Consider the following 26,251-nt stretch of genomic DNA (forward strand, 5'->3'; position numbering starts at 1 on the left):
AGCTAGGACTGGGAACGTCGGCTCCCAGCCCGTAGCAGACGTTCCTTTCCAGCACCTCGGGCGAATTACGGAACTTCGCTGCGGTCTGCACCAAGGTCCGCAGAGCGCGGCTTTGCAGCCCTTCAGTTTTCTGGTGGCATATAGGGATCAGGCGTGCCAGGCGGGATTGGAGGGTACTTTTCAAACGAAGCGGCGTGCTCAAACATTTGCGGAATCGCTTTTTCAGCTACCCATGTGTACGGGAACAACACGTTTTCACGCTCGTGCGGATCGTTCAGCAGGTTGTAAATTTTCGGCGTGTCAAACGATTGGGTTTCGTCAAAGATTGTCGCGTTTTCCTTGAACATCACCTTCCAGTCCTGCCATTTCACCCCAAATATTTGATCGCCCATATAGACGATTATGCCATCGCGGTTCGAACTTGGTTGATTGCCAAGAAAGAACTCTGATTGGTTGATGCCGTCAAAAGCACGGTCGGTTGGCACGGTACCTCCGGCAAAGGCGGCCAGTGTCGGGAATAGATCCATAGAATGCACTACATCGTTGCTAGCAGAGCCCGCCGGAATCTTGCCGGGCCATTTAATCGCAAATGGAACGCGCATGCTACCCTCGAGGCTGGTAAACAAAGTTCCCCGCCAAGGACCTGCTGTGCCTTGTACCATTGGGGTAGGAGACACGTTCGCGTTGCCAACCGGTGCCGCCTCAGGACCATTGTCGGCAGTGAATATTACAACCGTGTTATCAGCTATGCCCGCATCCACCAAAGCCTGATTGACGCGCCCAACATATGTATCGACTTGCAACAATATATCTGCCCAAACGCCGTTTCCAGTCGCGCCAGAAAATTCTGGGTGCGCTATATTGGGATAGTGTGTCTGCGTATAGGCCAGATATATGAAAAACGGTGAATCTTCGCCGCTCTTGCGGTTGATGTAGTCGATGGCCTTTTCGGTCAGATCACCATCGATGAGCCCTCGGTACTCGAGGTCATAATCACGGGCGACAGTCGCAGCTTCCTCTGCAACTCCCTGCATCACGACAGGCGCTTCCATTTTGGCGTCCGCGAAGCCGTTAAGAGATCTCCAAACCGTGACGTCCGTGGTCTCAACCCCATAAAATTCATCAAACCCCTGATTGGTGGGGTAACGCCCCTCCGACCAGCCAAGGTGCCATTTTCCGAGCATGGAAGTGCTATACCCTGCCTGCTTGAACATCTCGGCCATTGTGATTTCCCATTGGGTAAGACCATAGACACCTCCACCCAAAGGAACCGTATGGTTCCCGCTCCGAACACCATAACGCCCGGTCATCGTCGCGGCACGAGAAGGGGTGCACTGACTTTCGACGTTGAAGTTGGTCAGTCGCAGGCCCTCTGCCGCCAATGCGTCCATTTCTGGCGTAGGTGTCCCACGAATGATGCCACCACCGTTAAACCCTGGCTCTCCCCATCCGAAATTATCTAGGAAAATGAAAACAACGTTAGGTTTGGATTCCGCATACGCAGCTGATGTCGCTGTAAAAACTGATGCTGCCGCTAGGGTCGCTAATAATAAATATTTCATTTTCCCTCCCTTTCGGGACACAAAGCCAATCTAGCTCTGGGCCCATTTTCCCAAATTAAAACTGAATACTGAATGATAACGCTCCATAGTCGCCTGACAGCCGGTTCTTTGAATGAACATCGTGAACCCAGCTTGCAGAAAAAGCGATGCTACCTCCTGCTGATTTTGGTATCCAAGAGATTGCTGGCCCAATACCAAGTGCTTCGCCTTTGAAGTCTCCCAACAAAGCTCCCGACCCTGAATCTCCAGTCAACTGTTTGTAGGCATAGCCGTGAATGCCAAGAGCCAAATCTTCGGACACGAATTGATTGAACATGAAGTCCATGTGAAATTCTGTGCCTGTTCGATAGTTCGTGTCCGGGTTTTCCGTGTTGAACATGAACCCCGGCACAACGGAAAACTCGGTGCCGGAATCCGGGTTGAACCACGTCATCGCCGCAACAAGATCCAAGCTCCAGTAATTGCGACCGATATTGACGAGGTTTCCGGTGTCGTACTCACCAGTAGGAGCAATGATCAGCCCGTAAATGTTGGAATGGAAGTTGCCTGATGACCAGTAGAACGAAGCTGGGATAATCCCCATGTCGCCAAAAGCAAACTCGTCTTGAGATCGGCTGGAACCACCGACGGATGAACTGTAAGACGCATATCCCAAGGGTAAATACCCTCCAACAGCAAACCGACCGCCAAGAGCCGGGGCGTCCCATACATGCAAGCCCTGAAAGAGAGCGTAGAAGGCCTTGCTTTGCATCGAGGCATGAATTTTACCTTCGCTGACCGCGCGATTGGTCTTACCGCTGTAGAGCAGATTGACGTTGGCAAAGACATAACCCAGTTCAGGCGCCATTCCGGGCAGAAGGCTCCCATAGGCACCGGGGAAATAGTTGGAAAACGCGCCTTCTCCTGCGTCAACCGGTGTATGCGAATGAACTGCCATCAACGACAGGCCCAACAGGACACTGAGCTTGCGAAGCTTAGTTAAGAAGCTTGTCTGTTTCACATTTTATCCCCCCAATAGATGGCCAAAACACTGCTTCGGGTTGAACCACATTAAACAAATCGATTATTGATGTGGTCCTTTTCAAACTACCAATAAATATCGAGCAGTAAAGTTCGCAGACCGAGTGTCCAATTGGCCGCGAGACTCTGAACGATTTAGAAATCGCTCGGTTTGGCCCGTGTCGCGATCCATAATCCAACACTTTACTGGACTCTGGCGCTTACAGTAACAAAGGTCCGGTTTCTGCGCGAAGCTGACGTGGGTGGTCGCTTGGAATTCAAGTCGTCTCCGGATCATCCAACCAAGCCGCGTACAGGTCAAGGAACCCCTCCCAGATCCTATCCACCAGTTCCCTAACCTCGGGATGATTTGACCACCTGTGCACATCGATGGGTCGTGAATGCCAAGGGTTCTTAATCTGGTTAACCATGCTCAGGACCTCTTACCGGGGATCTCTGCTTAGGGGGGGGGGCTGGCGGGGTATCCCTACCAGGGTTTCCCTACTCAGGTTCTTCCCTTCTCTCTCTCTATTTCTTCTTATCCATTACTTATACCTATTAAGAGAGAGGGATAACCATGAAGAGGGAGACCTTTGGTAGGAGATCTATAGCTGGGGCATAAATAGGGGCATTTCCAGGGCCATTGAAGGACCTAGCTGCTTGTTTACTTGATGTAAGAGAAGATGGCTGGGGTGGTAGGATTCGAACCTACGATCTTCAGTACCAAAAACTGTTGCCTTACCACTTGGCCACACCCCATCGGTGAGCGGCTGTCTACGCCGAGTGTTCGGAGGGCGCAAGAGGTTCGAAACAAAAAAATGGCGCCAAACCGCAAAATTTTCTTTGGCCCGTTTAAGTGCCCGTTGAAAGCAGGATCGCACCGGCCCGGCTGCCAGCTTCGACGGCCTCGTGTGCAGCGGCTGCTTGCTCTAGGGCAAAGATCTGCTCGACAGGGCTATTCAAGGCGCCGGCGGTTAGCGCCGCCGTCAAAGTCTCGATCGAGACCTGGCGTTGGGTCGGCGTCAGCAGGTACACTAGGACGATTTCGAGGATCACCGCTTTGAACAGCAGAGGAAAGATTGGCAGGGTCGGTGTCATGTCTTTGGCCGAACCATAAGCGTTGATGCGCCCGTTTTCGGCAATGACCTCGGCGTCTATGTCGATGTTTGCGCCCAATTCCACATCGATAATCTTGTTGATGGGTTGGCCGTCATTGGCAGCCAAGATCTGTTGTGCCAAATCCGGGGCGCTGTAATCGATCGCGACGTCTGCACCCGCTGCTTTCGCGCGGTCCAGACCCGCGCCGCGCGCCGTGGTGATCACCTTTGCGCCGCCCCATTTGGCCAATTGCACGGCTAGAAACCCCACGGTGCCGGCACCGCCGTGAATCAGCACGGTCTGATCGTGGATGTCGCCACCGCTGAACACCGCATGCGTTGCTGTCAGGCCCGGGATACCCAGGGTGGCACCAACTTCATCACCGACTGATGCGGGCAGGGGAACAGCCTGCTCGGCGGGCAGAGTGATCTGCTCAGCAGCGGTGCCATGGGCGCGCTTCCACTGGCCGTTCCAGAGCCAGACTCGTTCCCCCAAACGCGAAGCGGGCACACCATTCCCGACGGCCGAGATGACACCGGCACCATCACTGTGTGGGATGATTTGCGCGAACACCGGTTTGTCGAGCTCCGGTCGACCTGCGCGCGATTTCACGTCCGAGGGGTTCACACCGGACATTGTGACATCCACCGTCACCTCACCCGGTCCGGGGGCGGGGCAATCCACATCTGTAACGGTCAGAACCTCGCGGGCCGAACCAAATGCGCTGTAGGTGATCGCTTTCATCTGCATGTCCTTCGAAAAACTGTCGCGACGTTCACCCTAGCGGGGCGGCGGGCGAATGCTAGGCTCAATCGCAACAGAAGGAGGACAGACCATGAAGGCATTGCGCACGCCCGACGAACGCTTCGAAGGGCTCCCGGATTACCCGTTTGAACCGAACTATCTGGAGGTTGATGACACCGAAGGTAGCAGCCTGAGAGTGCATTATCTGGACGAGGGGCCTGTAGGTGCGAATCCGGTGTTGACCATGCACGGCGAACCCAGTTGGTCCTACCTCTATCGGCACATGATCCCTGTGTTCGTCGATGCCGGGCACCGGGTCATTGCGCCTGATCTGGTGGGCTTTGGTCGCTCGGACAAGCCCGATCAGCGGTCTGACTACACCTACGAACGGCATGTGACCTGGATGGGGTCGGTTGTTCGTCAATTGGATTTGCGGAACATTACCTTGGTCTGTCAGGACTGGGGCGGGCTGATCGGACTGCGTCTGTGGGCGGATATGCCCGAACGGTTTGCCCGCATTGTTGTGGCCAACACGGCTTTGCCCACAGGTGATCAGCCGATGGGAGAAGCGTTTAAGGCTTGGCGCACATTCAGCCAGGAGGTGCCGGAATTTCCTGCCGGTCGCATCGTCTATGGTGGCACGACCAGCAAGCTGACGGATGAAGAAGTTGCGGCCTATGACGCGCCTTACCCAGATGAAACTTATAAAGAAGGCGCGCGGCAGTTCCCGGTCCTGGTGCCGGACAGCCCCGACAACCCCTCATCTCAGGCGAACCGCGAGGCTTGGGGCGTGTTGCGGGGACTGAATACGCCGGTGCTGACTGCCTTTGGCGCTGACGACAAGATCATGGAAGGGGTGGACAGAGTATTCCAAGAGCTGTGTCCCGGCGCGGCGGGACAGCCGCATACGATTTTGCCTGAGGCGGGTCATTTCCTGCAAGAGGATGTCGGGCCAGAGCTGGCGCGGCTAACAAATGAGTTCATTGCCCGAACGTCGTGATTGGCTTTGCGGGGCTATGTTTTAGTCCCGCAACTCCGCAGGCGCGACGCCCCAGAGGCTTTCCTTGCTGACCCAACCTCTATAACCACCTGCCGAAATGCGGCACCAATCTGCCGAGCAGCTGCCAAGCCGGGCCACGACACCTAGTTCGAAATGTGCAGCAACCGGGGCGTTGTCATCTGCGCGTGCATGCACCGGCACCATGTCCCGTTCAATCAGGACGGTGCGGGCGCCAGACAACAGCGCATAGTGAACCCAGCCACCGGCTCCATCGCGGTCCTGCACTTTGCGCCAATGGCCATGCTCGGCGGTGATTTGCAGCGGCATGTCGCGGCGCTTGAACACCCAATCAATGCGATGGGTCAGGGATGGCCCGCGCCGCACGTTGCCCTCGTTGGCTTTCATCGAGACATAGCGCGGTAGGGGAAGATTGGTCACCGGGCCGCGCTTATCCTGCGCCAAGGCTGCTGTCGCCGCAAAAGCGATTGAAATGCCGGAAAGTGCCGCCAAAACGCGGCGATAGATCGAACTCGAATGTTTCACTGCCTGCCTGCCCGAATACTAGCCTGAATGCTCGACTGCTTTGTCAAAAAAGGCTGCGTCATTTGCGCATGGGGTTCTTGTGCCCCGCCTGTTCCTGCGCCACGATGACATGGCGCGGAGCTGTTTGAAAAGCCTGGGAGAGCGGAAGTGTCAAGAGAACGTCTGAGTGTTGTTGTTACGCGACGGTTGCCCGAAGCGGTTGAAACCCGGCTCAGCGAGTTGTTCGATGTGCGCTTGCGCGACGACGACACGCCTATGACGAGATCCCAATTGGTCGAGGCGGTGCAGGATGCCGATGTTCTGGTGCCCACGGTGACCGACACGATCGACGCGGGTTTGATCGGGCAAGCCGGAGAGCGGTTGAAGCTGATCGCGAATTATGGCGCTGGTGTCGATCACATCGATGTCGAAACTGCCCGCCGCCGGGGTGTGCTGATATCGAACACGCCCGGTGTTCTGACCGATGATACCGCCGACATGACATTGGCCTTGATTCTATCAGTCACCCGCCGCCTGCCCGAGGGCATGGGGACCATGCAAAAAGGCGATTGGGATGGTTGGGCACCAACGGCATTTCTGGGGGGGCGTCTTGGAGGCCGCCGCCTTGGGATATTGGGCATGGGCCGCATTGGGCAAGCCGTAGCCCGGCGCGCGGCGGCGTTTGGAATGCAGGTCCACTATCATAACCGCCGCCGTTTGCGCCCCGAAATTGAACGCGAGCTAGAGGCGACCTATTGGGAAAGCCTGGATCAAATGGTGGCGCGGATGGACATCCTGTCGATCCACTGCCCTTCGACCCCCAGCACATTTCATCTGATGAACGCGCGTCGTCTTAAGCTGGTGAAACCGACCGGTGTTATCGTAAACACCTCGCGCGGCGAAGTGATTGACGAAAATGCGCTCACGCGTATGGTCCGTAACGGTGAAATCGCAGGCGCGGGTCTGGACGTTTACGAGCACGGCACAGATGTGAACCCACGACTGCGCGAACTGCCCAACGTGGTGCTCCTGCCGCACATGGGTTCGGCCACCATCGAGGGGCGGATCGAGATGGGCGAAAAGGTCATCATCAACATCAAGACCTTCGAAGACGGCCACCGCCCGCCGGATCAGGTCGTACCTGCGATGCTGTGACCTCAGTTACAGGGCGCAGGATAGGTCAGGGTTCCTGTTCGGTATGTTGGTCCGGGTCGAAAACAAGTGACACGCCCCGGCCCATCCGCCCAATAGCGGTGCGGGTTAACGGCCGACCGACCGTCGATCAGAAATCGGACGTGCCCCCAATAGCTGCCTTTCGCACCGGATCGCCATTTTCGCCCCAATTGAAAATGAAGATGCCGGATGCCTACGACGCAATCAAAAGTCCCGTGGTTGTCGCCCAGGAACGCGATGGGTTGCCCGCGCTTAACCTTTTGCCCAGGTTTGACTGACACGCTGCCCAGATGACCATAAGCTGCTATCAGCGCCTTGCCATCGAACCCAAGCCCATGGTCAATCACGATGGTTGGTCCCCAGCATTCAGCAATTTCCACATCACGCACGACCCCATCAGCAGCGGCGATGACAGCCATTCCGTTGCGCCCGCTGATGTCGATCCCTTGATGCCTCTCGATTCGCGGCAATTGGTTCGCGCCCCACATGCTGTGAAAGTCCGAAATGATCTGGGGCGCTTTTGCGGGCAGTGTTATGTCGGCGGACTGTAGGTCGCTTCCAAAGAGCGCGAAGGCAATGGTCGACAAGATATAGGCGACGCACTTCATCTTATTTCCTTGTTTGGTACCGACATGAGAGACATTCAGCCGATGTTTTGCGAACATCACAGATGGAACTTGGCGAAGATTAAAATAGGCTTAGGATCAGGGGTCTAAGTGAATTTTCACGCCGGAGGATTTGAAATGCGCAAATTGGTTAAAGCGGGGCTTCTGGTCTCGGTCGTTCTTTTTGTTCCCGTGGCGCAGGCGCAAGAGGCCGCTGATGCTGTCGCCCCCGAGGCCGCGACTTCGGGCCAGGTGCAAACTTCGGGCCAGGTGCAAACTTCGGGCCAGGTGCAAACTCTCTCGGATGCAGCCCGCGCGGCTTTGGCGGCCAAGGATGCAGGTCAGGCGGTCGAAGCCGAGCGCTGGATGGTGGCGGCTGCCAACCCGCTGGCGGTCGAGGCCGGGGCCATGGTGCTGCGAAATGGTGGTACGGCTGCGGATGCAATGGTGGCTGTGCAGATCGTTTTGGGACTGGTCGAGCCTCAATCCTCGGGTCTTGGTGGGGGAGCCTTTTTGGTTTGGTACGACGCCGCCTCGCAGAGCTTGACTACACTGGACGGCCGCGAAACCGCGCCCTTGGCGGCAACGCCACGACTGTTTCAAGAAGACTCGGGCGAGCCGCTGAAGTTCTTTGATGCTGTTGTTGGTGGGCGTTCTGTTGGTACGCCCGGCACGCCCGCGCTGTTGGAAGAGGCGCATCGCCGTTGGGGGCAGTCGCCATGGCCTTCGCTATTTGACGCCGGGATCGCATTGGCAGAGCAGGGCTTTCACGCCTCGCCCCGTCTGGCCGGTCTGGTCGGGCGTGATGCCGAGCGTTTGGCACGGTTCCCCGCGACAGCCGACTATTTCCTGCCCGGTGGCGCGCCGTTGACTGAAGGTGACGTGCTGACAAATTCGGCGTACGCCGAAACACTGCGCAGATTGGCCGCGCAAGGCGCGGACGGGTTCTATTCCGGTCCGATTGCCGCTGATATCGTGGCCACAGTTCGAAATGCCGAGGGCAATCCCGGAGTGTTGTCGCAAATCGATCTCGCACTTTATCAGGTCAAAGAACGTGATGCCGTTTGTGCGGCTTACCGCGCCTATGATGTTTGCGGCATGGGCCCACCGTCGTCTGGAGCGCTGACAGTGGGGCAGATCCTGGGGATGCTGGACAACTATGATCTGGCAAAGTTGGGTTCTGAAAACCCGGAAAGTTGGCGATTGATTGGTGATGCCTCGCGTTTGGCGTTTGCCGATCGGGGCCGCTATATGGCCGACAGCGACTATGTCCCGATGCCGACTGCTGGGTTGGTGGAACGGGACTATCTGGCCGAGCGGGCCAGGCTTTTGACTGGCGACGATGCGCTGCCAGAAGTGACGCCCGGGAACCCAGAGTTTGATCATGCTCTGAACTGGGCGGACGACGAGGCGATCGAGCTGCCTTCAACCTCGCACATCTCGATTGTGGATCAGTACGGCAATGTCTTGTCGATGACGACGACAATCGAAAACGCCTTTGGTTCGCGCTTGATGACAAATGGTTTTCTGCTGAACAACGAGCTGACCGATTTCTCGTTCCGCAGCCATCGCGACGGCGTGCCGATTGCCAATCGGTTAGAGCCGGGCAAACGTCCGCGCTCGTCCATGAGCCCGACGATTGTGATGCAGGACGGCGCGCCTGTGCTTGCCATCGGCTCGCCTGGGGGCAGCCGGATCATTGGTTATGTGGCAACCGCCATTGTTGGCTGGGCGGATTGGGGTATGGATGTTCAACAAGCACTGTCGGCCCCTCATTTGGTCAATCGTTTTGGCACCTATGACATCGAGCAGGGTACAGACGCCCAGGCTCTGCAATCGCCGCTGGAAGAGATGGGATACAAGGTAAATCTGCGCGATCTGACATCCGGTTTGCACGCCATCGAGATCGGGGCGACATTGAAAGGTGGGGCAGATCCCCGGCGAGAAGGGATCGCTTTGGGAGAATGAGTTGAGATTGTTGACTTGACAACTACATTGCGTATTGTCGCGTCAAACGAGGGAGCGAGACATGGTCCAAGCGACAGCATTGCCACGCAATGAAACCGGGATCGAAACGGTTGTTGGCATTCTGAAACAGCAATTCGGAGACCGGCTGCAAACCGGGGCGTCGGTGCGCGAACAACATGGCCACACCACCACCTGGATCGAAAACCAGTCACCTGACGCCGTGGTCTTTCCGCAGTCCACCGAAGAAGTAGCAGAGATCGTCAAGACCTGCGCACTGCACAAGGTGCCGGTCATCCCGTTCGGCACCGGCACTTCGCTTGAAGGGCATGTGAATGCGCCCGCAGGCGGGATCTCGGTCGATGTGAGCCAGATGAACAAGATTTTGACCGTCAACAGTAGCGATCTTGATTGCGTTGTGCAGCCGGGGGTGACCCGTGAGGATCTGAACACCAACTTGCGTGATCAGGGGCTGTTCTTTCCCATTGATCCCGGCGCCAACGCCTCGCTTGGTGGTATGACAGCGACGCGCGCTTCGGGCACCAACGCGGTGCGCTACGGCACCATGAAGGACAACGTTGTTGCAGTAGAAGCGGTCATGCCGGACGGGCAGGTGATCCGCACCGCGCAGCGGGCCAAGAAATCGTCTGCGGGGTATGACCTGACCCGCCTGTTGGTGGGGTCCGAGGGAACGCTGGGCCTGATCACCGAGATTACATTGCGCCTGCAAGGTATCCCCGAGGCGATAAGCTCCGCACGGTGTTCTTTTCCGTCGGTCGACGCCGCCTGCCAGGCAGTGATGATGACCATTCAGTACGGCATTCCGGTGGCCCGGATAGAGCTGTTGGATGCCCTGTCGGTCAAGGCGGCGAATGACTATTCAAAGCTGACCCTGCCTGAAACGCCGCTCTTGCTATTGGAGTTTCACGGGTCCGAGGCGGGCGTGGTCGAACAGGCAGAAACCTTTGGACAGATCGCCGAAGAGTTCGGTGGCAACGATTTTGCGTCGACCACTTCGACTGAAGAACGCAGCAAGCTGTGGCAGGCACGGCACGACATGTATTGGGCCTCTCTTGGGTTGCGCCCCGGCGCCAGCGGGATTTCAACGGACGTCTGCGTGCCAATCTCTCGTTTGGCCGAATGCGTGACAAGCGCACAGGAAAAGGCCGCCGATCTGGGATTGGTGGCCCCGACCGTGGGCCACGTGGGCGACGGAAACTTTCACACGTTGCTGCTGATCGATATGAAAAACGCCGACGAGGTCACCAAGGCCGAAGAGTTCGTGAGCTGGCTGAACGACATGGCTATCTCGATGGATGGCACCTGCACCGGCGAGCATGGAATCGGTCAGGGCAAGCGTCCCTATCTGGTCAAGGAACTTGGGGTCGCGACCACCTATATGCGCGCGATCAAAACGGCGCTGGACCCCGACAACATCATGAACCCGGGGAAAATCCTGCCCGACTAAGGCAAATGTCACATTTTCACCCGGTTTTGCCAAAGCCATGTCAAAATTCTCGCGCAGGTTGATCCCATCTGATCACCTTGTGCGAGTATTTTTTGATGAGCATTGCGAACACCGTTGGGTTTGTTGCTGTGTGTGGCGCGGTTGCGATTGGCGTTGACGTCTTTACGCAATCCAAGAAAGCCGAAGGCGCATTTGGGGCCTCCGCGTATCTTCATACTTTGAATGACCGATATGCGGCCTTGTTGGACGACCGATATGCGGCCAAAGCGGAATCCGATCGGCAGGATCGTTGGGCCGCTGGTGGTCAGGGCTTCATGCCGACCGCGCCAGAGGCGTGGACGAGCTACAGCTTCGCCCAGTACGAAGAAGCTCCTGTCATAAAGGCGTTGAGCTTCAAGCCCACGCCGGTGGCCAATACGCTTTCTACAGCGGACGTCTACACCGCAGAGCGCAGCGGTAACGCCGCAAAGGCGCGTATCTTGGACCGCACCGGGCGTGTCTACAGTGGCGCTGGGCCAAACGGAATCGAAACTCTGTGGTTCGACATCACCTTCAAACCCAAGGCGCAACGAAACACCATGGCAGGCCTTGCGATGGGCAACATGATGGCCTTTTCCAAAGGTATGGAGCAGACCGAAGGTTACGCCGTTTTCGATGGGGTCGGCTTTGTCGAAGTTTCTCGCAGCATGTTGGACCCAACAGACGAGCCGCTGGAATACCGAAACCTTGTCGGGCGCATCGGGTTTGACGAAGAAGTGGTGATCCGACTGCGCACCGATGCCAGCGATGAAACGATCCGTCGGTTCTTGGGCAGTTTGGACTATGCGGCCTTGAATGCCGTCTTGGCACATCCCGTCGCCGCTGTCGGGGCGGGATATGTTGTCGGGTCTGACAAACAGATCGTGCGGGCCGAGCAAATGGACGACCTGTACCGCAAGGCGTCGAACATGCAGACCAAGATCTCGATGGAGAAGATCGAGAATATGGATATGGGGGCCTTGATGGTGAACACCTTTGCGTCGGGCTTTAACACAGACGGGGTTGTCGACATCACGGGTGGTGCTGTGTTTGAAAACCAGGATCTGTTGCAGATTGGGTATGGCAATGCCGTCTCAAGCCTATTTGAGTTGGACCGGCGCAGGGCCGAAGGTGCACCATCGGCCAAGGAACCTGATACCCGTCAGGCGGCAGTTGAACCGGTAAAAGACAAACCAGGGATGCTATCAGGCCTGATGGACAGCTTGCAGTCCACGGGGGGAACGCAGGTCGAAAAGCCGGTTGAGGTGCGCGTCAACAAGGGTGGATTCAGCGGATCAAACTGCGTCATGCAGGGCGCAGTCAAACGCTGTAAAATCGTACAGAACTGAACCCGAAAAGGAGAAACCGACAGCCGACACCCGCAGGGCGTCGTTTTTTCCTTATCACAGGTCGGAGGACTGTCGCGCCCGAGCTTGGCTTTCCGTCATATGGAGGCAGCTAAATTCAAGGGGAGTCGCCCGGATATGAAAACCCAAGTCAAAGCACTGGTCGTCGGCGGTGGTGCCGTCGGAACTTCGATTGCCTACCACCTGGCCAAGGCGGGCTGGGACGATGTCATGCTGATCGAGCGGGACGAGCTGACGTCCGGCTCGACTTGGCACGCGGCTGGTCTGCTGCCGCTCTTTAACATGAGCTATGCCACCACGCACATCCACAAATACTCGGTCGATTTCTACAAGCAGCTGGAAGAAGAGACCGGCCTGAATGCGGGCTTTGCCGTTGTGGGCAATCTGCGCATGGCGCAGACGCAAGAGCGTATGGACGAATATATGCTCTATGCGTCCACCGCCGAAACCTGCGATGTGGCTTACGAGTGGCTCTCCCCCGATCAGATCAAAGAACGCTGGCCGCTGATCGAAACCGGAGATCTGAAAGGTGCGATCTATCACACCGAAGACGGTTACATTAACCCCGCCGACGTGACACAGGCGATGGCCAAAGGCGCGCGTCAGCGCGGCGTCGACATCGTGCGCAAGCTGCAGGCCGATTCTTTCCACTGGACTGGCACGCATTGGGAAGTCACCTGCACCAAAATGGTCGAGAAGGGCGGCAATCTGATCCCGTCCGACGAGCAGGTGGTGATCACAGCCGAACACGTCGTGACTGCATCGGGCAACCACGCGCAGCGCACTGCCAAAATGCTGGGCATCAAGATGCCCGCCATTCCAGTCGAGCACACATTCATCGTCATGGACAAAGATCCCGAACTGGTCAAATGGCGCGAAGCAGGCAACCCCGAACACCCCGTTGTGCGCGACGCCGACAACGAGAGCTATGCCCGTGAAGAGCGCGGCGGCTGGATTCTCGGCATCTATGAACGTGGTGCACCTGCACAGTTCGAACACGGTGTGCCGGATAGTTTCCGCGCCGATCTGTTCCCGCTGGATCTGGATCGGATCGCGGATCAATACATGGCGATGGCCGAACGTGTGCCGTCCTGCGCCGAGAGCGGCCTGAAAGACGATTTCAACGGCCCGATCTGCTACACCCCTGACGGCAATCCGCTGGTTGGCCCCGCTCCGGGTCTACGCAACATGTGGCTGGCCGAGGGTTTCTCGTTCGGCATCACCGCTGCAGGCGGCACAGGCTACTACCTCGCGCAGATGATGGTCGATGGCGAAGCCGAGATCGACATGGCCTCGCTCGACCCCAAGCGGTATTCCAGCAACTGGATGACCACCGAGTTCGCCGCCCGCAAGAACGAAGAGTGCTACGAGCACGTCTACATTCTGCATCACCCTGACGAAGAACGCCCCGCCGCGCGCCCGTTGCGCACCGCGCCTGCATTCGACCGTCAAAAGGCGCGTGGCGCTCAGTTCGGGTGGGTCAATGGCTGGGAACGCCCGAACTATTTCGGCCCGCTGGATGCGCCCGAGAGCTTTGATCATGACGCCCGTTCCTTCCGTCGCGGCGGCTGGTGGCAGCATGCCGTGGACGAAGCCAAGGCCATCCGCGAAGGCGTCGGCCTGATCGACGCAACCGCGTTCACCAAACATGTCGTCAAAGGCCCCGGTGCGACCCAGTTTCTGGACTGGTTCACTTGCAACAAGCTGCCAAAGGTTGGTCGTATCAACCTGACCTATGCGCTGACCAGCCACGGCACGACCCGCACCGAATACACCATCGTGCGCAACGGCGAGAATAACTATTACCTCGTCTCTGCCGGTGCCTGGACCGAATACGACGCAGACTTCCTGCGTAAGGCAGCTGAGGACAAGATGGAGGAGTTCGGCTATATTGAGATCCAGGATGTCACCACCCAGTGGGGCGTCTTTGCCATCGCCGGGCCCAAGTCGCGTGACGTTCTGAAAGAGGTCATCAACGACGCCGATCCGTCGACAGCCCTTTCGAACAAGCGCTTCCCATGGCTGTCGGCCCGTCAGATCGAATTGGGCATGTGCCCGGTCAACGCGATCCGCGTGGCCTATACTGGTGAGCTGGGCTGGGAACTGCATCACCCGATGGAAATGCAGAACTATCTGTTCGACCTGCTGGAAAAAGCCGGTGAAAAGCACGGTATGAAGCTGGTCGGCGCACGCGCCCAAAACTGGCTGCGTCAGGAGAAGTCCTATCGCGCATTTGGCACCGAACTGGGCCGCGACGCGACCCCGGCCGAGGCCGATCTGCCGCGCTTCATCGACTTGTCCAAAGAGTTCCACGGCAAGGACAAGATGGTCGAAACAGGCGTGCGCTTTAAATGCTGCACCGTGTTGATCGACGGTCCTGCCGATGCAGACCCTTGGGGCCGCGAGGCGATCTATGCCGAGGATGGCGTGACCCGCCTGGGCCGTCTAACTTCGGGCGGCTATTCGGTGTCGTTCGAGAAATCTATCGGCATGGGCTATTTGCCGCCCGAACTGGCGGTCGAGGGCACCAAAGTAAAGGTCAGAATGCAGGACAAGCTTTGGGATGGCGTTGTGACCTGTGACAGCCCCTATGACCCCAAGAACGAGACCATCCGCAAGGACGGTTAAGGAACTCTGCACAAGAACAAAGGGCCTCAGTGAAACGCTGGGGCTTTTTTGGTATCCACTTGGTTCCTCTGTTCACTGCGGGTTCATGAAGTTACCCTTACGGAATGGATAAAATTGACAAGCTTTCTCACTGGATGATGACCGAAGGGCGTTGTTCCAACGATCCAGTCAAAGTCGTCTCGCATTTCTGCGCATCTCTGATCGAAGCAGGCGTGCCACTATGGCGGGTCAATATCGGACAACGGTTCGCCAACCCCCTGTTGATCGCCTGGGGTGTGGTCTGGACGCCTGAAAACACCGAAGTCTATGACGTCACGCATGAACGCATGTTGACGGACGGGTACGTTGGCAGCTCGTTCGAGTACATTCTCAAGCACCGCCGTCCTCTGCACAAAAACTTGCAGGACTTGGACCCGGGAACGGATCATGTCTCGTACCTGGAATTCGCCGAGCTTGGAGGAACGGATTACTACGCGACCTTACTCCATTACGGTGACGGCTCGATGCATGGCTGCACCTTTGTGACGCAAGATCCGATTGGGTTTTTACCTGAGCATCTGAATATGATCGAGGCCGCGCTGCCTGCTTTGTCTTGCGCACTAGAACCGGTCACGATGCGCAAATCCTCGAAGAGTTTATTGCGCACCTATCTGGGTGGCGGCGCGTCCGATGCCGTTTGGAACGGAACAATCAAACGAGGCGAGCGCACGACGGTCGACGCGGTGGTGATGTTCTCGGACCTGAGAGGATTCACGGCGCTGTCCGAACAGGCAGACGAAAATGATTTGTTCGATGCTTTGAACGGGTATTTCGACGTCGTTGTTCAGGCGGTCGAGGAGAATGGCGGTGATGTGTTGAAATTCATGGGCGATGGCATCTTGTCGATTTTCCCCATCCCGTTGGGCGCTGACACTGAAGAGACATGTCGAAAGGCGGCTTTATCCGCTCAGCGTGTTCTGGGTGGCCTTGCAGATCTGAACCGTGCGCGAACAGCAAATCAGAAAGTTCCTCTCGACTTGGGGATTGGTATCAACGCTGGTCAGGTCAGCTATGGCAACATTGGCAGCCCGGGTCGTTTGGACTTCACTGTGCTTGGCGGAGCAGTCAACTTGGCGAGCCGCGTCGAAGGGCTGACCAAATCTATTGGAACCCGTGTTCTGGCCACGTCTAGCGTGGCCAGCAGCGCCTCTGACCTGTTTGTTGCCTGTGGAAGTCACGTCGTGCGAGGTATCAGTGAACCAGTCCCCCTCTATTCGCTTGCGGAAACCTAGACCGGCCGCTTCATGGCCTCGAATGCTTCCATCGTGAAATCGACGGCCTTGCCGCTGTCCCAATCATAGAGGTCGCGTTTCAGCTGCATCAGCGGTCCCAAATAGACATGGATGGCCTCGCTGGCCTGAGTGCCTTTGGCGGTGACGGCGTGAATGGCGTCCTTGTCCAATGCGATGACTTCACCTGCTGCGGCCGAAATCTCTCCGATTTGTTCCAGACCTATTTCGCCTGGGCGGTAAAGCAGGCTAAGTTCCTCGCCACTGTAACAAGCGATCAGGACGGGCAGCAGATGTTCGTGGGGCGGCAGCATGGTGTCGGGTTGAAACCGGCAATGCCAGATCGACAGATCATCGTCCTCGTGAAACAGCGTCTCTGCCTCGCTCAGTTGGTCTGAGGCGGCCAGCAATGGGGCCGGGGTGCGGATCAATTGCTCTAGATACTGTTGGATAGCGGCCTGAGGGTCAGGTGTCATCACGCATTCCTTGATGTTTGTCACCAAGTCATTGAACGAAAAAACGGCCATGTCGTCCCCCTTGTTTGATGGTTACGCTATTGGCTCGTGGGGTAACGACACAAGGGAAAACAGCAGAGCGTTTGGGACGCTCTGCCGTGTCACGCCCGCCTAGGTCGTCAGTTCATCATAACATTCCAACGCCTTGGCTGCGTACATCATTGATGGGCCACCACCCATCTGGATGCACATGCTCAAGACATCGGCCACTTCTTCGCGTGTGGCCCCGGCCTTGGCCAATGCTTCCACATGGAGCGAAATGCAAGGCTCGCAGCGGTCAGCGACCGAGATGCCGAGCGCCACGAATTCTTTGGTCTTGTAGTCCAGCGTACCGCCTTGCTTGACGGATTTTCCCAATGCCCCAAAGGCTTTTGCGGTGTCGGGGATGGCCCCGTTCAAGTTGCGCAGACCCGCGCGCGTGGCGGAGAGTTTGTCGGTCCAGGACATGTCAGTACCTCATTCACATAAAGATTGCGGAATGTGTAAGTGACACCAAACTTGTCGACCTTGATTCAGATCACGCGGCAGGGCGTTCTGCTATCAAGGCCAAGTTGTTGGCAGGCATGTCGATAACATCGATAACTTGCAATCCGGTAGATTGGATTGTTTCGATTACGTCTTGATCGTTCTTGTAACCGATCTCGGGATCTTGGACGGCAAGCGCCTCGTGAAAGCGGATGTCGCCGTCGCTGGTCAGCACACCGCTTCGCATGAATGGGCCGTACAGGACCAGACGACCACCGGGGCACAGAGTTTTGGCTGCTTGCGTGATCAGAACCTCGGCCTCACGTTCACTGATGAGATGGAGGAGGTTGGCCAGCGTCACCAGTGACAGGTCGGGGAATTCCACGGCCCAGCCAGGGCGGGTTGCATCCAAATGGCGCGCAGGCAGGATGGTGTCGATCCCCTGGGCGTAGCTGTCGATGCTGGCCAGCCGCTCGGGGTCAATGTCCGTGGGCTGCCAAAGCAGATCGGGAAAGCAGGGCGCAAAGGTCGCCACATGCTGCCCTGTTCCGCTGGCAATCTCTAGCGCTTTGCCACTGCGGGGGGCGACCTGTTTCAGCAAGGTGCAGATAGCGTCCACGTTGCGGCTAGCCGAAGGGGCGATCAAACGCGCACCTTCGCCGGGCGTGGCGATGCTGGCGGTTGGGGGAAGGGTGCGCTTGCTCATGTGCGGAGCCTTTCAGGGCTGAGAGCATTGATTGTATCGTCGTCCAGGTCAGAGCCAAGGCCGCATACAAGATCAGCAACCAGTTGCGATGCTGCCGGCGCGGTTTGAAACCCATAACCGCCCTGCGCCGCGACCCAGACAAAGCTTGGGTCAGCGGGGTCGGGGCCCAGCACCAGGTTCTTGTCCGGCACAAAGCTGCGAAGCCCGGCCCAATTGCTGAGGAGCCGTGTCACTGGCTCGGTCACCCTCTGTTCGTATCGCGCCAGCCCCTCGGCCAGCACCATGTCATCTGCAAAGGCGTCATGCGGGGTGGTCGGGTCCATTTCGGACGGGGACACGATCAGCGCGCCCGCGTCCGGTTTCGCATACCAGCTTTCGCCGACGCCGAACAGCATCGGCCAGTGTCGCAAGTCTTGCCCACCGGGTGCAGGCAGTCGCGCCATGGATCGGCGATAGGGTGTGATCCCAATAGGAGAAACTCCGGCGAGGGTGGCGACTTCATCCGCCCATGCACCTGACGCATTGAGCAGGATGCGGGCCTCGAACATGTCGGCCGCATGAACCTGCCAGCCGGTTTTGGTGCGCGTTACCCGGTCCACCTTACGTCTCGGCATGACCTGCCCGCCGTTGGCGCGCACCTGTTTGGCAAAGTCTTGGAGCAGCAGATCGGTGTCGATGTCCCAAGCGGCGGTGTGAAAGGCTGTGTACCCAACGGTGTCCGGGTTCAGGATCGGCACCATATCCAGCGCCTGTTCAAATGACAGCGGCGTCATCGACAGGTCGCGGCACTCTTGCTCGAATGTGGCGCGCTGATCGTGTCCGCCGACAAGCAACAAGCCGCGCGGGGTCAGATAGCCGCTTTCGCTGTTGTGAAAAAAATCCGCGCTGGCCTGACTGAGTGTCAGGGTTGAGCCCACACCATAGCTGGGTTCAAACAGCGCCGCAGACCGTCCAGAACTGTGATAGCCAAGGGCATCCTCGGCTTCGAGCACACAGACCGATCCATGTGCCGACAATCGGGCGGCCGCGCTTAGACCCGCGATACCGGCACCGATAACCAGAAAGTCGATCATGAAAGCTCTTCTGTGCGGTCGGTTGCGGGCTGCGGTGTCGGGGCAAGGGCGCTTAGGCGATCATGGATTTCGGGACTTAGTACATAATCAATGGCGTTCAGCGAGGGGCGCAGCTGTTCCGCTGTGCGGGCCGAAATTATCGGACAGACCGCATTTGGATGTGCAGCAACCCATGCCACGGCGAGCGTCGCAGGACTGACGTCCAGTTCACTCGCAATCTGCATCAGACCCTTAACCGCACCCGGCATCCAATCCAGCCCATAGCGCGTGGCGTATCCTGCATCCTCGACCAGTCGTCCGCTACCGCCTTGGGCATATTTTCCAGTCAACAGCCCCCCACCCAAGGGGGAATAGGGGGCAACGGCGATCCCCTGATCGGCGCACATGGGCAGGATCTCGACCTCGGCCTGACGCTTGACCAGATTGTACATCGGTTGCAGCACGTCGATGGTCAGGTCGAACTGATGGGCCACGGCGACGGCCTTCATCACCTGCCAGGCGGCGGCGTTTGACAGGCCCACGTGGCGTATGTGCCCGGCCTGCTTTAGCTCGGCCAGGCAGGCCATGGTTTCGCTCAGGTCGCTCGCGGGGTCAAAGCGATGCAGATAGAGCAAGTCGACGGTGTCCTGCTTTAGTCGTTGGCGGCAGATGTCGAACTGTGCGCGAATGTTGTCCGCCCCCATACCGCCCGCGTAAGCAACCTTGGTGGCGATGAACAAATCCTCGGCAACCTGCGCGATCATCTCACCCAGAAAGAGTTCAGATGCGCCGTCAGTATACAGATAGGCCGTGTCGAAATGGGTAATCCCAGCGGCGCGCGCGGCGTCAAACATGGCACGGGATTGGCTTGCATCGGCGCGCCCGCCAAACTGCATCGTGCCAAAGGCGAACCGGTTGATAACCTGACCGCTGCGGGTGCGAAGGGGGCGGGACATACTGCAAATCCTGTTGTTTGATTGGCTCGGGGCCAAACACGCGGGCCCTGCATTTGACGTTGCACAGATTCCAGATGCGTGCAATGCACAGGAAGTAAGAGTTGTTTTCAAAGGATAATATTGTGGAACACGGGACGCTTCATCCCATGGCGACTGGGCATATACCCGACTATGTCGTGGCAGCAGACGGTAGTGATTATCTGTTTACCTTCATGGTGTTCTTTACTGTTGGGTTGATCCTTTTGATCGGCATCGGGTATTTTACGTTGCACGCGATCCCAGAAAAAATGGCCCATGAATCGAACCATTCGCAGTTTCAGATTGTGGGTATTTTGGCGCTGCTGGCCTTGTTTACCCACAACAATTTGTTTTGGGTTATTGCGGTCGTAGTCGCAGGGTTTCGATTTCCTGATTATCTGAGCCCGATGGAATCCATCGCCCAGTCTTTGGCGCGACTGGCCGGGTTTAAACCCTCTGAAAGCGACTTCGCGACAGAGCCGGTGAAAGAGACGCCCACTGCAGTCGCTGCCGATCCCGCACCAAAACAGGAGGGATAAGACATGCTTGAAACGCTGATCTGCGCCCTTTTCACGATCCTGCCTGACTACCTCTTCCGCCGCTATGTCCAAGGCAAGCGGATCGGGCACGAGATTACCCTGTTTTCAATGTGGTACGAACTGCGCATTGGCTTGACGGCTTGTGCCATCGCGGCCATTTCGGTCATCACGGTTCTGTTTTACTATCACCCGGCGACAAACACGGTCGCGTCATACTATCGGACCCTGACGCTGTTGCCGCAGTTCGGTGGGCGTGTGTCCGACATCTATGTGGAGAACAATCAAAAGGTCAAAGCGGGCGAGCCGATTTTCCGTCTGGATGCAGTGTCGCAAGAGGCGTCCGTGCAGGCAGCTAAGGCCGCAATTGCCGAGGTGGATGCGTCGGTGTCTGTCGCGCAAACCGACCTTGCCGCCGCCAAAGCAGGCATCGTGCAGGCCAACGCGGCCCTAACCCAATCGAACGAGGATCTGGCGCGCAACCAAACCCTGCTGGAACAAGGATCAAGCGCGGTCAAACTGACCGAGATTGAGCGTCTGCAAAATCTGGTCGACGAGCGTGCCGCACTGGTGGACGCAGCCGAGGCGCAGTTGAAAGCGGTCGAGGAGCGCATCAGCGTTGTCATACCGGCGCAACGTGACAGTGCCGAGGCGCAGCTGGCGCAGGCAGAGGCGGAATTGGACAAGACTCTGATCGTGGCGGGCGTTGATGGCACCATCGAACAGCTTAGCCTGCAAGTGGGCGATTATGTCAGCCCAGTCTTGCGTCCGGCGGGCATTCTGGTGCCCGACAGCATAGGTCGCAAACGGTTCCAGGCCGGGTTCAACCAGATGTCCGCACAGGTCGCAAAGCCCGGTATGGTGGCCGAGATCGGATGCATGACGCAGCCATTTACAGTCTACCCAATGGTTGTGGTGGCGGTACAGGACGTAATCCCGTCAGGCCAGATCCGCCCGTCCGACAAGATATTTGATCCGCAGAACAACCAGGTTCCGGGCAGTATCATGGTCTTCCTCGAGCCGCTTTATTCGGACAGTGCGCCTGACCTGCCACCGGGCAGTAATTGCTTGGCGAACCTTTACACCAACAACCACGACCGCCTGGAACATGACGAGGATCTGTCGACTGGCAAGTGGCTCTTCTTGCATGTGGTCGACACGATCGGCGTTGTGCATGCAGCGGGCCTACGCCTGCGGATGATCCTGATGCCGGTGCAAACGTTGGTCTTTTCGGGCGGGCACTGACTGACCCCGGAACGTTGACACCAAAAGTTTGCAGAAGTGCCCCACTGGGGCACTTCTTTCTTTTTGGAGAGATGGATGGACTGGGTCACAATCTTGTTGCTGGTGATCGGCGCATTGACCGCCGGATTCATCAACGGGTTTGCGGGGTTCGGAACGGCCTTGGTGGCATCGGGATTCTGGTTTTTGGCCCTGCCTGCGTCGGTTGTTCCGCCGTTGATCATCTTGGCCGCCCTGGCAAGTCAGATTGTGGGGCTGTGGAAACTCTCGGGAAGAATGGATTTTCGCTTGTCCATCTACCTGATCTCGGGCGGAGTATTGGGCGTTCCTCTGGGGGCGCTGCTGCTGAGCATGCTTGATCCCACTGACGTCAAAACGATAATTGGCTGGTTCCTGATCGCTTATGCTCTGTTTCTATTCAAAGGTCTGCCTGCGGCCATGAGCGTCACACCGAAAGACGGGCTTCCTGATCGCTGTGTCGGCTTTCTTGGGGGGTGCTTGGCGGTTTCGCGGGTCTGTCGGGTGTGCTCCCGCTGATCTGGTTGCAGCTCAAACGGCTTTCCCCCTTGGATCAACGCGCGCGGTATCAACCGTTCAACCTATTCATTCTGATGTTGTCGGCAGTTGCCATGGTGGCCGTTGGCAAGGTTGATGTTGAATTGATAATCTATGCCGGAGTGGCCATCCCGTTCAGCCTGCTGGGGGCCGTTGTCGGTGCGAACATGTTCTTGTCGATTTCCGAAAAAGGGTTTCAGCGGGCCGTGTTGCTAATGCTGATGATTTCTGGCTGTTTCATCGTTTCTCAATCACTAATGTAGGTAACAAAAAAGCCGCGCTCTAGGCGAGGCTTTTCAGGTTCGTTGATCTGGTGCTTACCGCGGACAGCCGCCTGTGATGCCTTTGGCATAGGCGTTCATAAACCGCAATTGGCCGCCCGCCATTCATGGATCAAGCCCCGGCTGCTGCGCCTTCAGGTGCAAGGATTGTCATGCCCACTTTGTCGGCGACTGCCATAATCTCGGGGATGTCTGGCGGCCCATCCGATGCGGGCACTTGGGTTGTGCCATCGGGCATCACATCCCCCGCCTGTGTAAAGAAGGTGTCATGCATGTGCCCCGGTGCGTTGACACAAATTAACCGTCCTGGGCTTTGACCAGTGCATGTAAAAGCATGAACGGCACCATCTGGGACCTTAACAAAGTCACCGGCAACAGCGTTGATTTGTTTCCCATCGACATGAAAGTCAAACTGACCTTCAAGCACAAAGAAACTCTCGTCTTCACCGGCATGGTGATTTGGTGGAGCGCCTGCGCCTGGGGCTGTCTTGATTTCGACGATTGTGTACTTGTCCCCAGTTTCCGCCGGAAAAGCGTGGAAAGTAAGAAGGTTACCAAGCAGGTGATAGATGCGTGGCCGTGATTTAGTCATCGTTTCGAATCCCTTTACTTAGACAAATATCCCATTATGATACATGATAATCATTATGAGACAAGTGTATCATGGAGGGCGCTGTGGCACCGCGAACGGCCCAAAAAACCCGAACCCGCGCCGCTTTGCTAACGTCCGCGCGTCGTTTGATGGCGGATGGAGAGGAACTTACACTAGCGCGGGTCGCCGAGGACACTGGTATCAGCCGAGCCACGGTATATCGCTATTTCTCGGATCCGGGCCCACTTGCGGCGGAGGCGACACTCGACTTTCAAGTGACGCCGACATCGGAACTGCTGCAGGGTATTTCGGACCCGCGCAAGCGAGTTCACGCAGTTGCCCGCTTCTTTCTAGATTTGTCTCGCGAACATGACCGTTTTTTTCGCCAATTCCTGGCCAAAACAATGGAGGTCTGGCAAAAGGACTCCGAGGTCGAGCTGCGCGGAGCAAGGCGGGTCGCGGCATTTGCCGAGGCGCTGGACCCTGTTCGTGACCTTATGGAAGACGCGGAATTAGAAGAGCTTGCGTGGCGTCTTTCCATGCTCACCGGAATCGAGCAACACATCGTTTTGGATGATATCCTGTGCGTTGATCATGCGACCGGCAACAGACTGCAATCGGGTCTCGTGGACGCCGTCCTTGACCGCTATCTTCCTTAGTTAGCGACGAACGACAGGTCATCTAATAAACGACAGATGCTGACATTGATCGCAAAACTAACAGTTGCTCACTCAATACTGTCGTCGAGATTCCGAGCGCCCTCAAGTTGACCGAACCAATCTACAAAGTCAGACCTTTCACACAAAAGGCCCGCCAATTTGGCGGGCCTGTCGCAGTTGCAGTTGTGAGTGATGGTTTACTGCGGGATGTCGCCTTCGAGGCCTTCAACATAGAAGTTCATGCCAGCCAGGGTACCGTCGTCTGCGGTTTCACCCTCTGCCAGCCAGTCGCTGCCGTCCTGCTTTTTGATCGGGCCGGTGAAGGCGTGGTACGAACCGTCAGCCAACGAGGCTTTGATCGCCAATGCAGCCTCTTTCACGTCAGCCGGAACCGCATCCGAAATCTCGCCAATGCCAACCATGCCGGCACCGATGCCGTCCCAGGTGTCTTTGCTTTCCCAGGTGCCGTCCATCACGGCCTGCGTGCGCTCGATGTAGTAGGGTGCCCAGTCGTCAATGATCGAGCTGACGCGCGGCATTGGGCCATATTCGGACATGTCCGACGCCTGACCAAAGGTGATGACGTTGCCAGCGGTCTGAGCGGCGGCTTGCGGCGCGGTCGAGTCGGTGTGCTGCAGGATCACGTCAGCGCCCTGTTCGATCAGAACCTTGGCGGCATCGGCTTCTTTTGCCGGGTCAAACCAGGTAAACGCCCAGACGATTTTGAACTGCACGTCCGGGTTTACCTTGCGCGCGTGGATGAAGGCCGAGTTGATGCCACGGACAACTTCGGGGATCGGGAAGGAACCGATGTAGCCGACGATGTTGGATTTGGTCATGTGACCGGCAATGGTGCCCTGAACGGCGCGGCCTTCGTAGAAGCGGGCCGAATAGGTCGACACGTTGTCCGAACGCTTGTAGCCGGTGGCGTGCTCGAATTTTACATTCGGGAACTTCTTGGCCACGTTGATGGTCGGATCCATGTAACCAAAAGACGTGGTAAAGATCAGGTCGGCACCGTCCAGCGCCATCTGGGTCATCACGCGCTCGCTGTCGGGGCCTTCGGCCACGTTTTCAACGTACACAGTCTCGACCTTGTCGCCGAACTCGGCCACCACGGCTTTGCGGCCCTGATCGTGCTCGTAGGTCCAGCCGCCATCGCCGACGGGGCCGACGTAGACAAAGCCGACTTTGGTTTTGTCTTGTGCGACCGCAGCCGTGGCCAGGCCAAGGCCAAGTGCTGCAGTGGCAAGAAGTGAAGTGAGTTTCATTAGGTTACTCCCCAGGTTGGAATGTTTGCCCTTTGTATCAGGGCTTTGGTTTGATTTTGCCACATCAATGCGTGGCGTGGAAGATGCGACCCAGCGATGCAGGCGCGCCGCTTTTGTCGCGTGACAGGAACACCAGAACGATGATCGTGATCAGATAGGGCGACATTGCCAGATACTCGACCGGAATGGCAACGCCTGCGGCCTGCAGATTCAGTTGCACCACCGTAACACCGCCAAAAAGATAGGCACCCAAAAGCGCGCGCCATGGTTTCCAGCTGGCAAACACCACCAGAGCCAAGGCAATCCAGCCCACACCGGCGGTCATGCCCTCGGTCCATTGCGGTACACGGATCAGGCTGATGTATGCGCCGCCCAGACCGGCACAGGCACCCCCGAACATGATTGCCATGATGCGGATGCGTACAACCTTGTAGCCAAGCGCGTGGGCGGCGTCGTGGTTTTCACCCACCGCGCGAAGCACCAGACCAACACGCGTGTACTTGAGCAGGGCCCAAACAGCCGCCGTCAAAGCGATGCCCAGATACAGGATCGGGTCGTGACCAAACAGGATCGGGCCGATGAAAGGCAGATCGGTCAGGAAGGGGATATCCAACTTGCCCATTTGGGGCGGCTTGATCCCGACATAGCTTTGTCCCATGAGAGAACTGAAACCCAACCCAAAGAGGGTCAGCGCCAGACCGGACGCCACCTGATTGGCCAATGCAACTTGGGTCAACAGTACAAAGAGCAGCGACAACAGCGCGCCGCCGATGGCCGAGGCAAGGAAGCCTAACCAGGGTGAGCCGCTTTCGACGGTGATCGCAAAGCCCGAGATCGCACCAACGATCATCATGCCTTCGACGCCCAGGTTCAAAACACCGGCTTTTTCCACCACGAGCTCGCCAATGGCAGCCAGCAGGATCGGGGTTGCTGCCACCATAAGCGAGGCGATCAGCAGGACGGGATTGATTGCAGAAAGATCCATG

The 26,251-nt window shown here is 57.4% G+C and carries 23 protein-coding genes, 1 tRNA gene and 2 pseudogenes; 11 read left to right on the forward strand and 15 right to left on the reverse strand.

Annotation, left to right across the window (positions count from 1 at the left end; translation table 11 throughout):
- Positions 1-122 precede the first annotated feature (122 nt).
- The 4 genes from G6R15_RS04020 to G6R15_RS04035 form a co-directional block, all read right to left on the reverse strand.
- Positions 123-1,562 carry an arylsulfatase gene (locus G6R15_RS04020; RefSeq protein ID WP_164658485.1) on the reverse strand — a complete coding sequence of 480 codons (1,440 nt, stop codon included), beginning with the start codon at positions 1,560-1,562 and terminating at the stop codon, positions 123-125.
- Between the two features lie 55 nt (positions 1,563-1,617).
- Entirely contained in the window at positions 1,618-2,562 is a 945-nt protein-coding gene (locus tag G6R15_RS04025) for a transporter (RefSeq protein WP_164658486.1), read from the reverse strand.
- Between the two features lie 683 nt (positions 2,563-3,245).
- Positions 3,246-3,320 (reverse strand) — tRNA-Gln (locus G6R15_RS04030).
- Positions 3,321-3,413: 93 nt separating this feature from the next.
- Complete coding sequence (locus tag G6R15_RS04035) at positions 3,414-4,403, reverse strand: NADPH:quinone reductase (protein ID WP_164658487.1); 990 nt, start codon at positions 4,401-4,403, stop codon at positions 3,414-3,416.
- 91 nt (positions 4,404-4,494) lie between these two features.
- On the opposite strand from G6R15_RS04035, the gene G6R15_RS04040 reads away from it, so the two are divergent.
- Positions 4,495-5,403: a haloalkane dehalogenase gene (locus G6R15_RS04040; RefSeq protein WP_164658488.1), complete on the forward strand. Its 909-nt coding sequence runs from the start codon at positions 4,495-4,497 to the stop codon at positions 5,401-5,403.
- Positions 5,404-5,424: 21 nt separating this feature from the next.
- On the opposite strand, the gene G6R15_RS04045 is transcribed toward G6R15_RS04040, so the two are convergent.
- Positions 5,425-5,913: an SH3 domain-containing protein gene (locus tag G6R15_RS04045; RefSeq protein ID WP_373456005.1), complete on the reverse strand. Its 489-nt coding sequence runs from the start codon at positions 5,911-5,913 to the stop codon at positions 5,425-5,427.
- Positions 5,914-6,093: 180 nt separating this feature from the next.
- Between G6R15_RS04045 and G6R15_RS04050 the strand changes: the two genes are divergently transcribed.
- Positions 6,094-7,080, forward strand: a complete 987-nt coding sequence (locus tag G6R15_RS04050; protein ID WP_164658490.1) for a D-glycerate dehydrogenase — start codon at positions 6,094-6,096, stop codon at positions 7,078-7,080.
- A 2-nt stretch (positions 7,081-7,082) separates the two neighbouring features.
- On the opposite strand, the gene G6R15_RS04055 is transcribed toward G6R15_RS04050, so the two are convergent.
- Positions 7,083-7,706 (reverse strand): M23 family metallopeptidase, encoded by a 624-nt coding sequence (locus G6R15_RS04055; RefSeq protein WP_164658491.1) that lies wholly within the window; start codon positions 7,704-7,706, stop codon positions 7,083-7,085.
- Positions 7,707-7,841: 135 nt separating this feature from the next.
- Between G6R15_RS04055 and ggt the strand changes: the two genes are divergently transcribed.
- From ggt to G6R15_RS04080, 5 genes are all read left to right on the forward strand, one after another.
- Entirely contained in the window at positions 7,842-9,671 is a 1,830-nt protein-coding gene (gene ggt / locus G6R15_RS04060) for a gamma-glutamyltransferase (RefSeq protein WP_164658492.1), read from the forward strand.
- A gap of 61 nt (positions 9,672-9,732) precedes the next feature.
- A complete protein-coding gene (locus G6R15_RS04065) occupies positions 9,733-11,136 on the forward strand; it encodes an FAD-binding oxidoreductase (RefSeq protein ID WP_164658493.1) in 1,404 nt (467 codons plus the stop codon).
- Positions 11,137-11,231: 95 nt separating this feature from the next.
- Entirely contained in the window at positions 11,232-12,503 is a 1,272-nt protein-coding gene (locus G6R15_RS04070) for a hypothetical protein (RefSeq protein WP_164658494.1), read from the forward strand.
- A 135-nt stretch (positions 12,504-12,638) separates the two neighbouring features.
- Positions 12,639-15,149 carry an FAD-dependent oxidoreductase gene (locus G6R15_RS04075; protein ID WP_164658495.1) on the forward strand — a complete coding sequence of 837 codons (2,511 nt, stop codon included), beginning with the start codon at positions 12,639-12,641 and terminating at the stop codon, positions 15,147-15,149.
- Positions 15,150-15,253: 104 nt separating this feature from the next.
- Entirely contained in the window at positions 15,254-16,420 is a 1,167-nt protein-coding gene (locus G6R15_RS04080; protein ID WP_164658496.1) for an adenylate/guanylate cyclase domain-containing protein, read from the forward strand.
- Here G6R15_RS04080 and G6R15_RS04085 read toward each other — a convergent pair.
- From G6R15_RS04085 to G6R15_RS04105, 5 genes are all read right to left on the reverse strand, one after another.
- Positions 16,417-16,944, reverse strand: a complete 528-nt coding sequence (locus G6R15_RS04085; protein WP_164658497.1) for a hypothetical protein — start codon at positions 16,942-16,944, stop codon at positions 16,417-16,419. The genes G6R15_RS04080 and G6R15_RS04085 overlap by 4 nt on opposite strands.
- 99 nt (positions 16,945-17,043) lie before the next feature.
- A complete protein-coding gene (locus G6R15_RS04090; RefSeq protein ID WP_164658498.1) occupies positions 17,044-17,379 on the reverse strand; it encodes a carboxymuconolactone decarboxylase family protein in 336 nt (111 codons plus the stop codon).
- Positions 17,380-17,449: 70 nt separating this feature from the next.
- Entirely contained in the window at positions 17,450-18,103 is a 654-nt protein-coding gene (locus G6R15_RS04095) for a DUF938 domain-containing protein (protein WP_164658499.1), read from the reverse strand.
- The gene (locus G6R15_RS04100; RefSeq protein ID WP_164658500.1) at positions 18,100-19,176 is read right to left on the reverse strand and encodes an FAD-binding oxidoreductase; all 1,077 of its coding nucleotides are present in this window, start codon (positions 19,174-19,176) and stop codon (positions 18,100-18,102) included. Before G6R15_RS04100 ends, G6R15_RS04095 begins: the two co-directional genes overlap by 4 nt.
- Positions 19,173-20,111, reverse strand: a complete 939-nt coding sequence (locus tag G6R15_RS04105; RefSeq protein WP_164658501.1) for an aldo/keto reductase — start codon at positions 20,109-20,111, stop codon at positions 19,173-19,175. The genes G6R15_RS04100 and G6R15_RS04105 overlap by 4 nt, the downstream gene beginning before the upstream one ends.
- A 122-nt stretch (positions 20,112-20,233) precedes the next feature.
- On the opposite strand from G6R15_RS04105, the gene G6R15_RS04110 reads away from it, so the two are divergent.
- The 3 genes and pseudogenes from G6R15_RS04110 (at position 20,234) to G6R15_RS22815 (ending at position 22,725) form a co-directional block, all read left to right on the forward strand.
- Positions 20,234-20,668, forward strand: a complete 435-nt coding sequence (locus G6R15_RS04110; RefSeq protein ID WP_373456000.1) for a hypothetical protein — start codon at positions 20,234-20,236, stop codon at positions 20,666-20,668.
- 3 nt (positions 20,669-20,671) lie between these two features.
- Positions 20,672-21,910 (forward strand): HlyD family secretion protein, encoded by a 1,239-nt coding sequence (locus G6R15_RS04115; protein ID WP_164658502.1) that lies wholly within the window; start codon positions 20,672-20,674, stop codon positions 21,908-21,910.
- A 75-nt stretch (positions 21,911-21,985) separates the two neighbouring features.
- Positions 21,986-22,725 (forward strand): annotated as a pseudogene (locus G6R15_RS22815) (sulfite exporter TauE/SafE family protein).
- A 130-nt stretch (positions 22,726-22,855) separates the two neighbouring features.
- On the opposite strand, the gene G6R15_RS22820 reads toward G6R15_RS22815, so the two are convergent.
- Both G6R15_RS22820 and G6R15_RS22825 read right to left on the reverse strand, forming a co-directional pair.
- Positions 22,856-23,017, reverse strand: a complete 162-nt coding sequence (locus G6R15_RS22820) for a hypothetical protein (protein WP_240336699.1) — start codon at positions 23,015-23,017, stop codon at positions 22,856-22,858.
- A gap of 75 nt (positions 23,018-23,092) precedes the next feature.
- Positions 23,093-23,335 (reverse strand): annotated as a pseudogene (locus G6R15_RS22825) (cupin domain-containing protein); the annotation flags it as partial.
- Between the two features lie 83 nt (positions 23,336-23,418).
- Here G6R15_RS22825 and G6R15_RS04135 point away from each other — a divergent pair.
- Complete coding sequence (locus tag G6R15_RS04135) at positions 23,419-23,994, forward strand: TetR/AcrR family transcriptional regulator (protein WP_164658506.1); 576 nt, start codon at positions 23,419-23,421, stop codon at positions 23,992-23,994.
- A gap of 197 nt (positions 23,995-24,191) precedes the next feature.
- Here G6R15_RS04135 and G6R15_RS04140 read toward each other — a convergent pair whose 3' ends face one another.
- Both G6R15_RS04140 and G6R15_RS04145 read right to left on the reverse strand, forming a co-directional pair.
- Entirely contained in the window at positions 24,192-25,265 is a 1,074-nt protein-coding gene (locus G6R15_RS04140; protein WP_164658507.1) for a BMP family ABC transporter substrate-binding protein, read from the reverse strand.
- Between the two features lie 64 nt (positions 25,266-25,329).
- Positions 25,330-26,250 (reverse strand): ABC transporter permease, encoded by a 921-nt coding sequence (locus G6R15_RS04145; protein ID WP_164658508.1) that lies wholly within the window; start codon positions 26,248-26,250, stop codon positions 25,330-25,332.
- Position 26,251: the final 1 nt, after the last annotated feature.

The sequence above is a fragment of the Tropicibacter sp. Alg240-R139 genome (assembly GCF_900537075.1).
Lineage (GTDB): Bacteria > Pseudomonadota > Alphaproteobacteria > Rhodobacterales > Rhodobacteraceae > Falsiruegeria.

Excerpts from the sequence above, each read along its gene's own strand:
- G6R15_RS04020 (WP_164658485.1), bottom strand. The coding sequence starts at position 1,562 with ATGAAATATTTATTATTAGCGACCCTAGCGGCAGCATCAGTTTTTACA.
- G6R15_RS04035 (WP_164658487.1), bottom strand. The coding sequence starts at position 4,403 with ATGAAAGCGATCACCTACAGCGCATTTGGTTCGGCCCGCGAGGTTCTG.
- G6R15_RS04040 (WP_164658488.1), top strand. The coding sequence starts at position 4,495 with ATGAAGGCATTGCGCACGCCCGACGAACGCTTCGAAGGGCTCCCGGAT.
- G6R15_RS04055 (WP_164658491.1), bottom strand. The coding sequence starts at position 7,706 with ATGAAGTGCGTCGCCTATATCTTGTCGACCATTGCCTTCGCGCTCTTT.
- ggt (WP_164658492.1), top strand. The coding sequence starts at position 7,842 with ATGCGCAAATTGGTTAAAGCGGGGCTTCTGGTCTCGGTCGTTCTTTTT.
- G6R15_RS04065 (WP_164658493.1), top strand. The coding sequence starts at position 9,733 with ATGGTCCAAGCGACAGCATTGCCACGCAATGAAACCGGGATCGAAACG.
- G6R15_RS04070 (WP_164658494.1), top strand. The coding sequence starts at position 11,232 with ATGAGCATTGCGAACACCGTTGGGTTTGTTGCTGTGTGTGGCGCGGTT.
- G6R15_RS04075 (WP_164658495.1), top strand. The coding sequence starts at position 12,639 with ATGAAAACCCAAGTCAAAGCACTGGTCGTCGGCGGTGGTGCCGTCGGA.
- G6R15_RS04080 (WP_164658496.1), top strand. The coding sequence starts at position 15,254 with ATGGATAAAATTGACAAGCTTTCTCACTGGATGATGACCGAAGGGCGT.
- G6R15_RS04085 (WP_164658497.1), bottom strand. The coding sequence starts at position 16,944 with ATGGCCGTTTTTTCGTTCAATGACTTGGTGACAAACATCAAGGAATGC.
- G6R15_RS04090 (WP_164658498.1), bottom strand. The coding sequence starts at position 17,379 with ATGTCCTGGACCGACAAACTCTCCGCCACGCGCGCGGGTCTGCGCAAC.
- G6R15_RS04095 (WP_164658499.1), bottom strand. The coding sequence starts at position 18,103 with ATGAGCAAGCGCACCCTTCCCCCAACCGCCAGCATCGCCACGCCCGGC.
- G6R15_RS04100 (WP_164658500.1), bottom strand. The coding sequence starts at position 19,176 with ATGATCGACTTTCTGGTTATCGGTGCCGGTATCGCGGGTCTAAGCGCG.
- G6R15_RS04105 (WP_164658501.1), bottom strand. The coding sequence starts at position 20,111 with ATGTCCCGCCCCCTTCGCACCCGCAGCGGTCAGGTTATCAACCGGTTC.
- G6R15_RS04115 (WP_164658502.1), top strand. The coding sequence starts at position 20,672 with ATGCTTGAAACGCTGATCTGCGCCCTTTTCACGATCCTGCCTGACTAC.
- G6R15_RS22820 (WP_240336699.1), bottom strand. The coding sequence starts at position 23,017 with ATGCATGACACCTTCTTTACACAGGCGGGGGATGTGATGCCCGATGGC.
- G6R15_RS04140 (WP_164658507.1), bottom strand. The coding sequence starts at position 25,265 with ATGAAACTCACTTCACTTCTTGCCACTGCAGCACTTGGCCTTGGCCTG.
- G6R15_RS04145 (WP_164658508.1), bottom strand. The coding sequence starts at position 26,250 with ATGGATCTTTCTGCAATCAATCCCGTCCTGCTGATCGCCTCGCTTATG.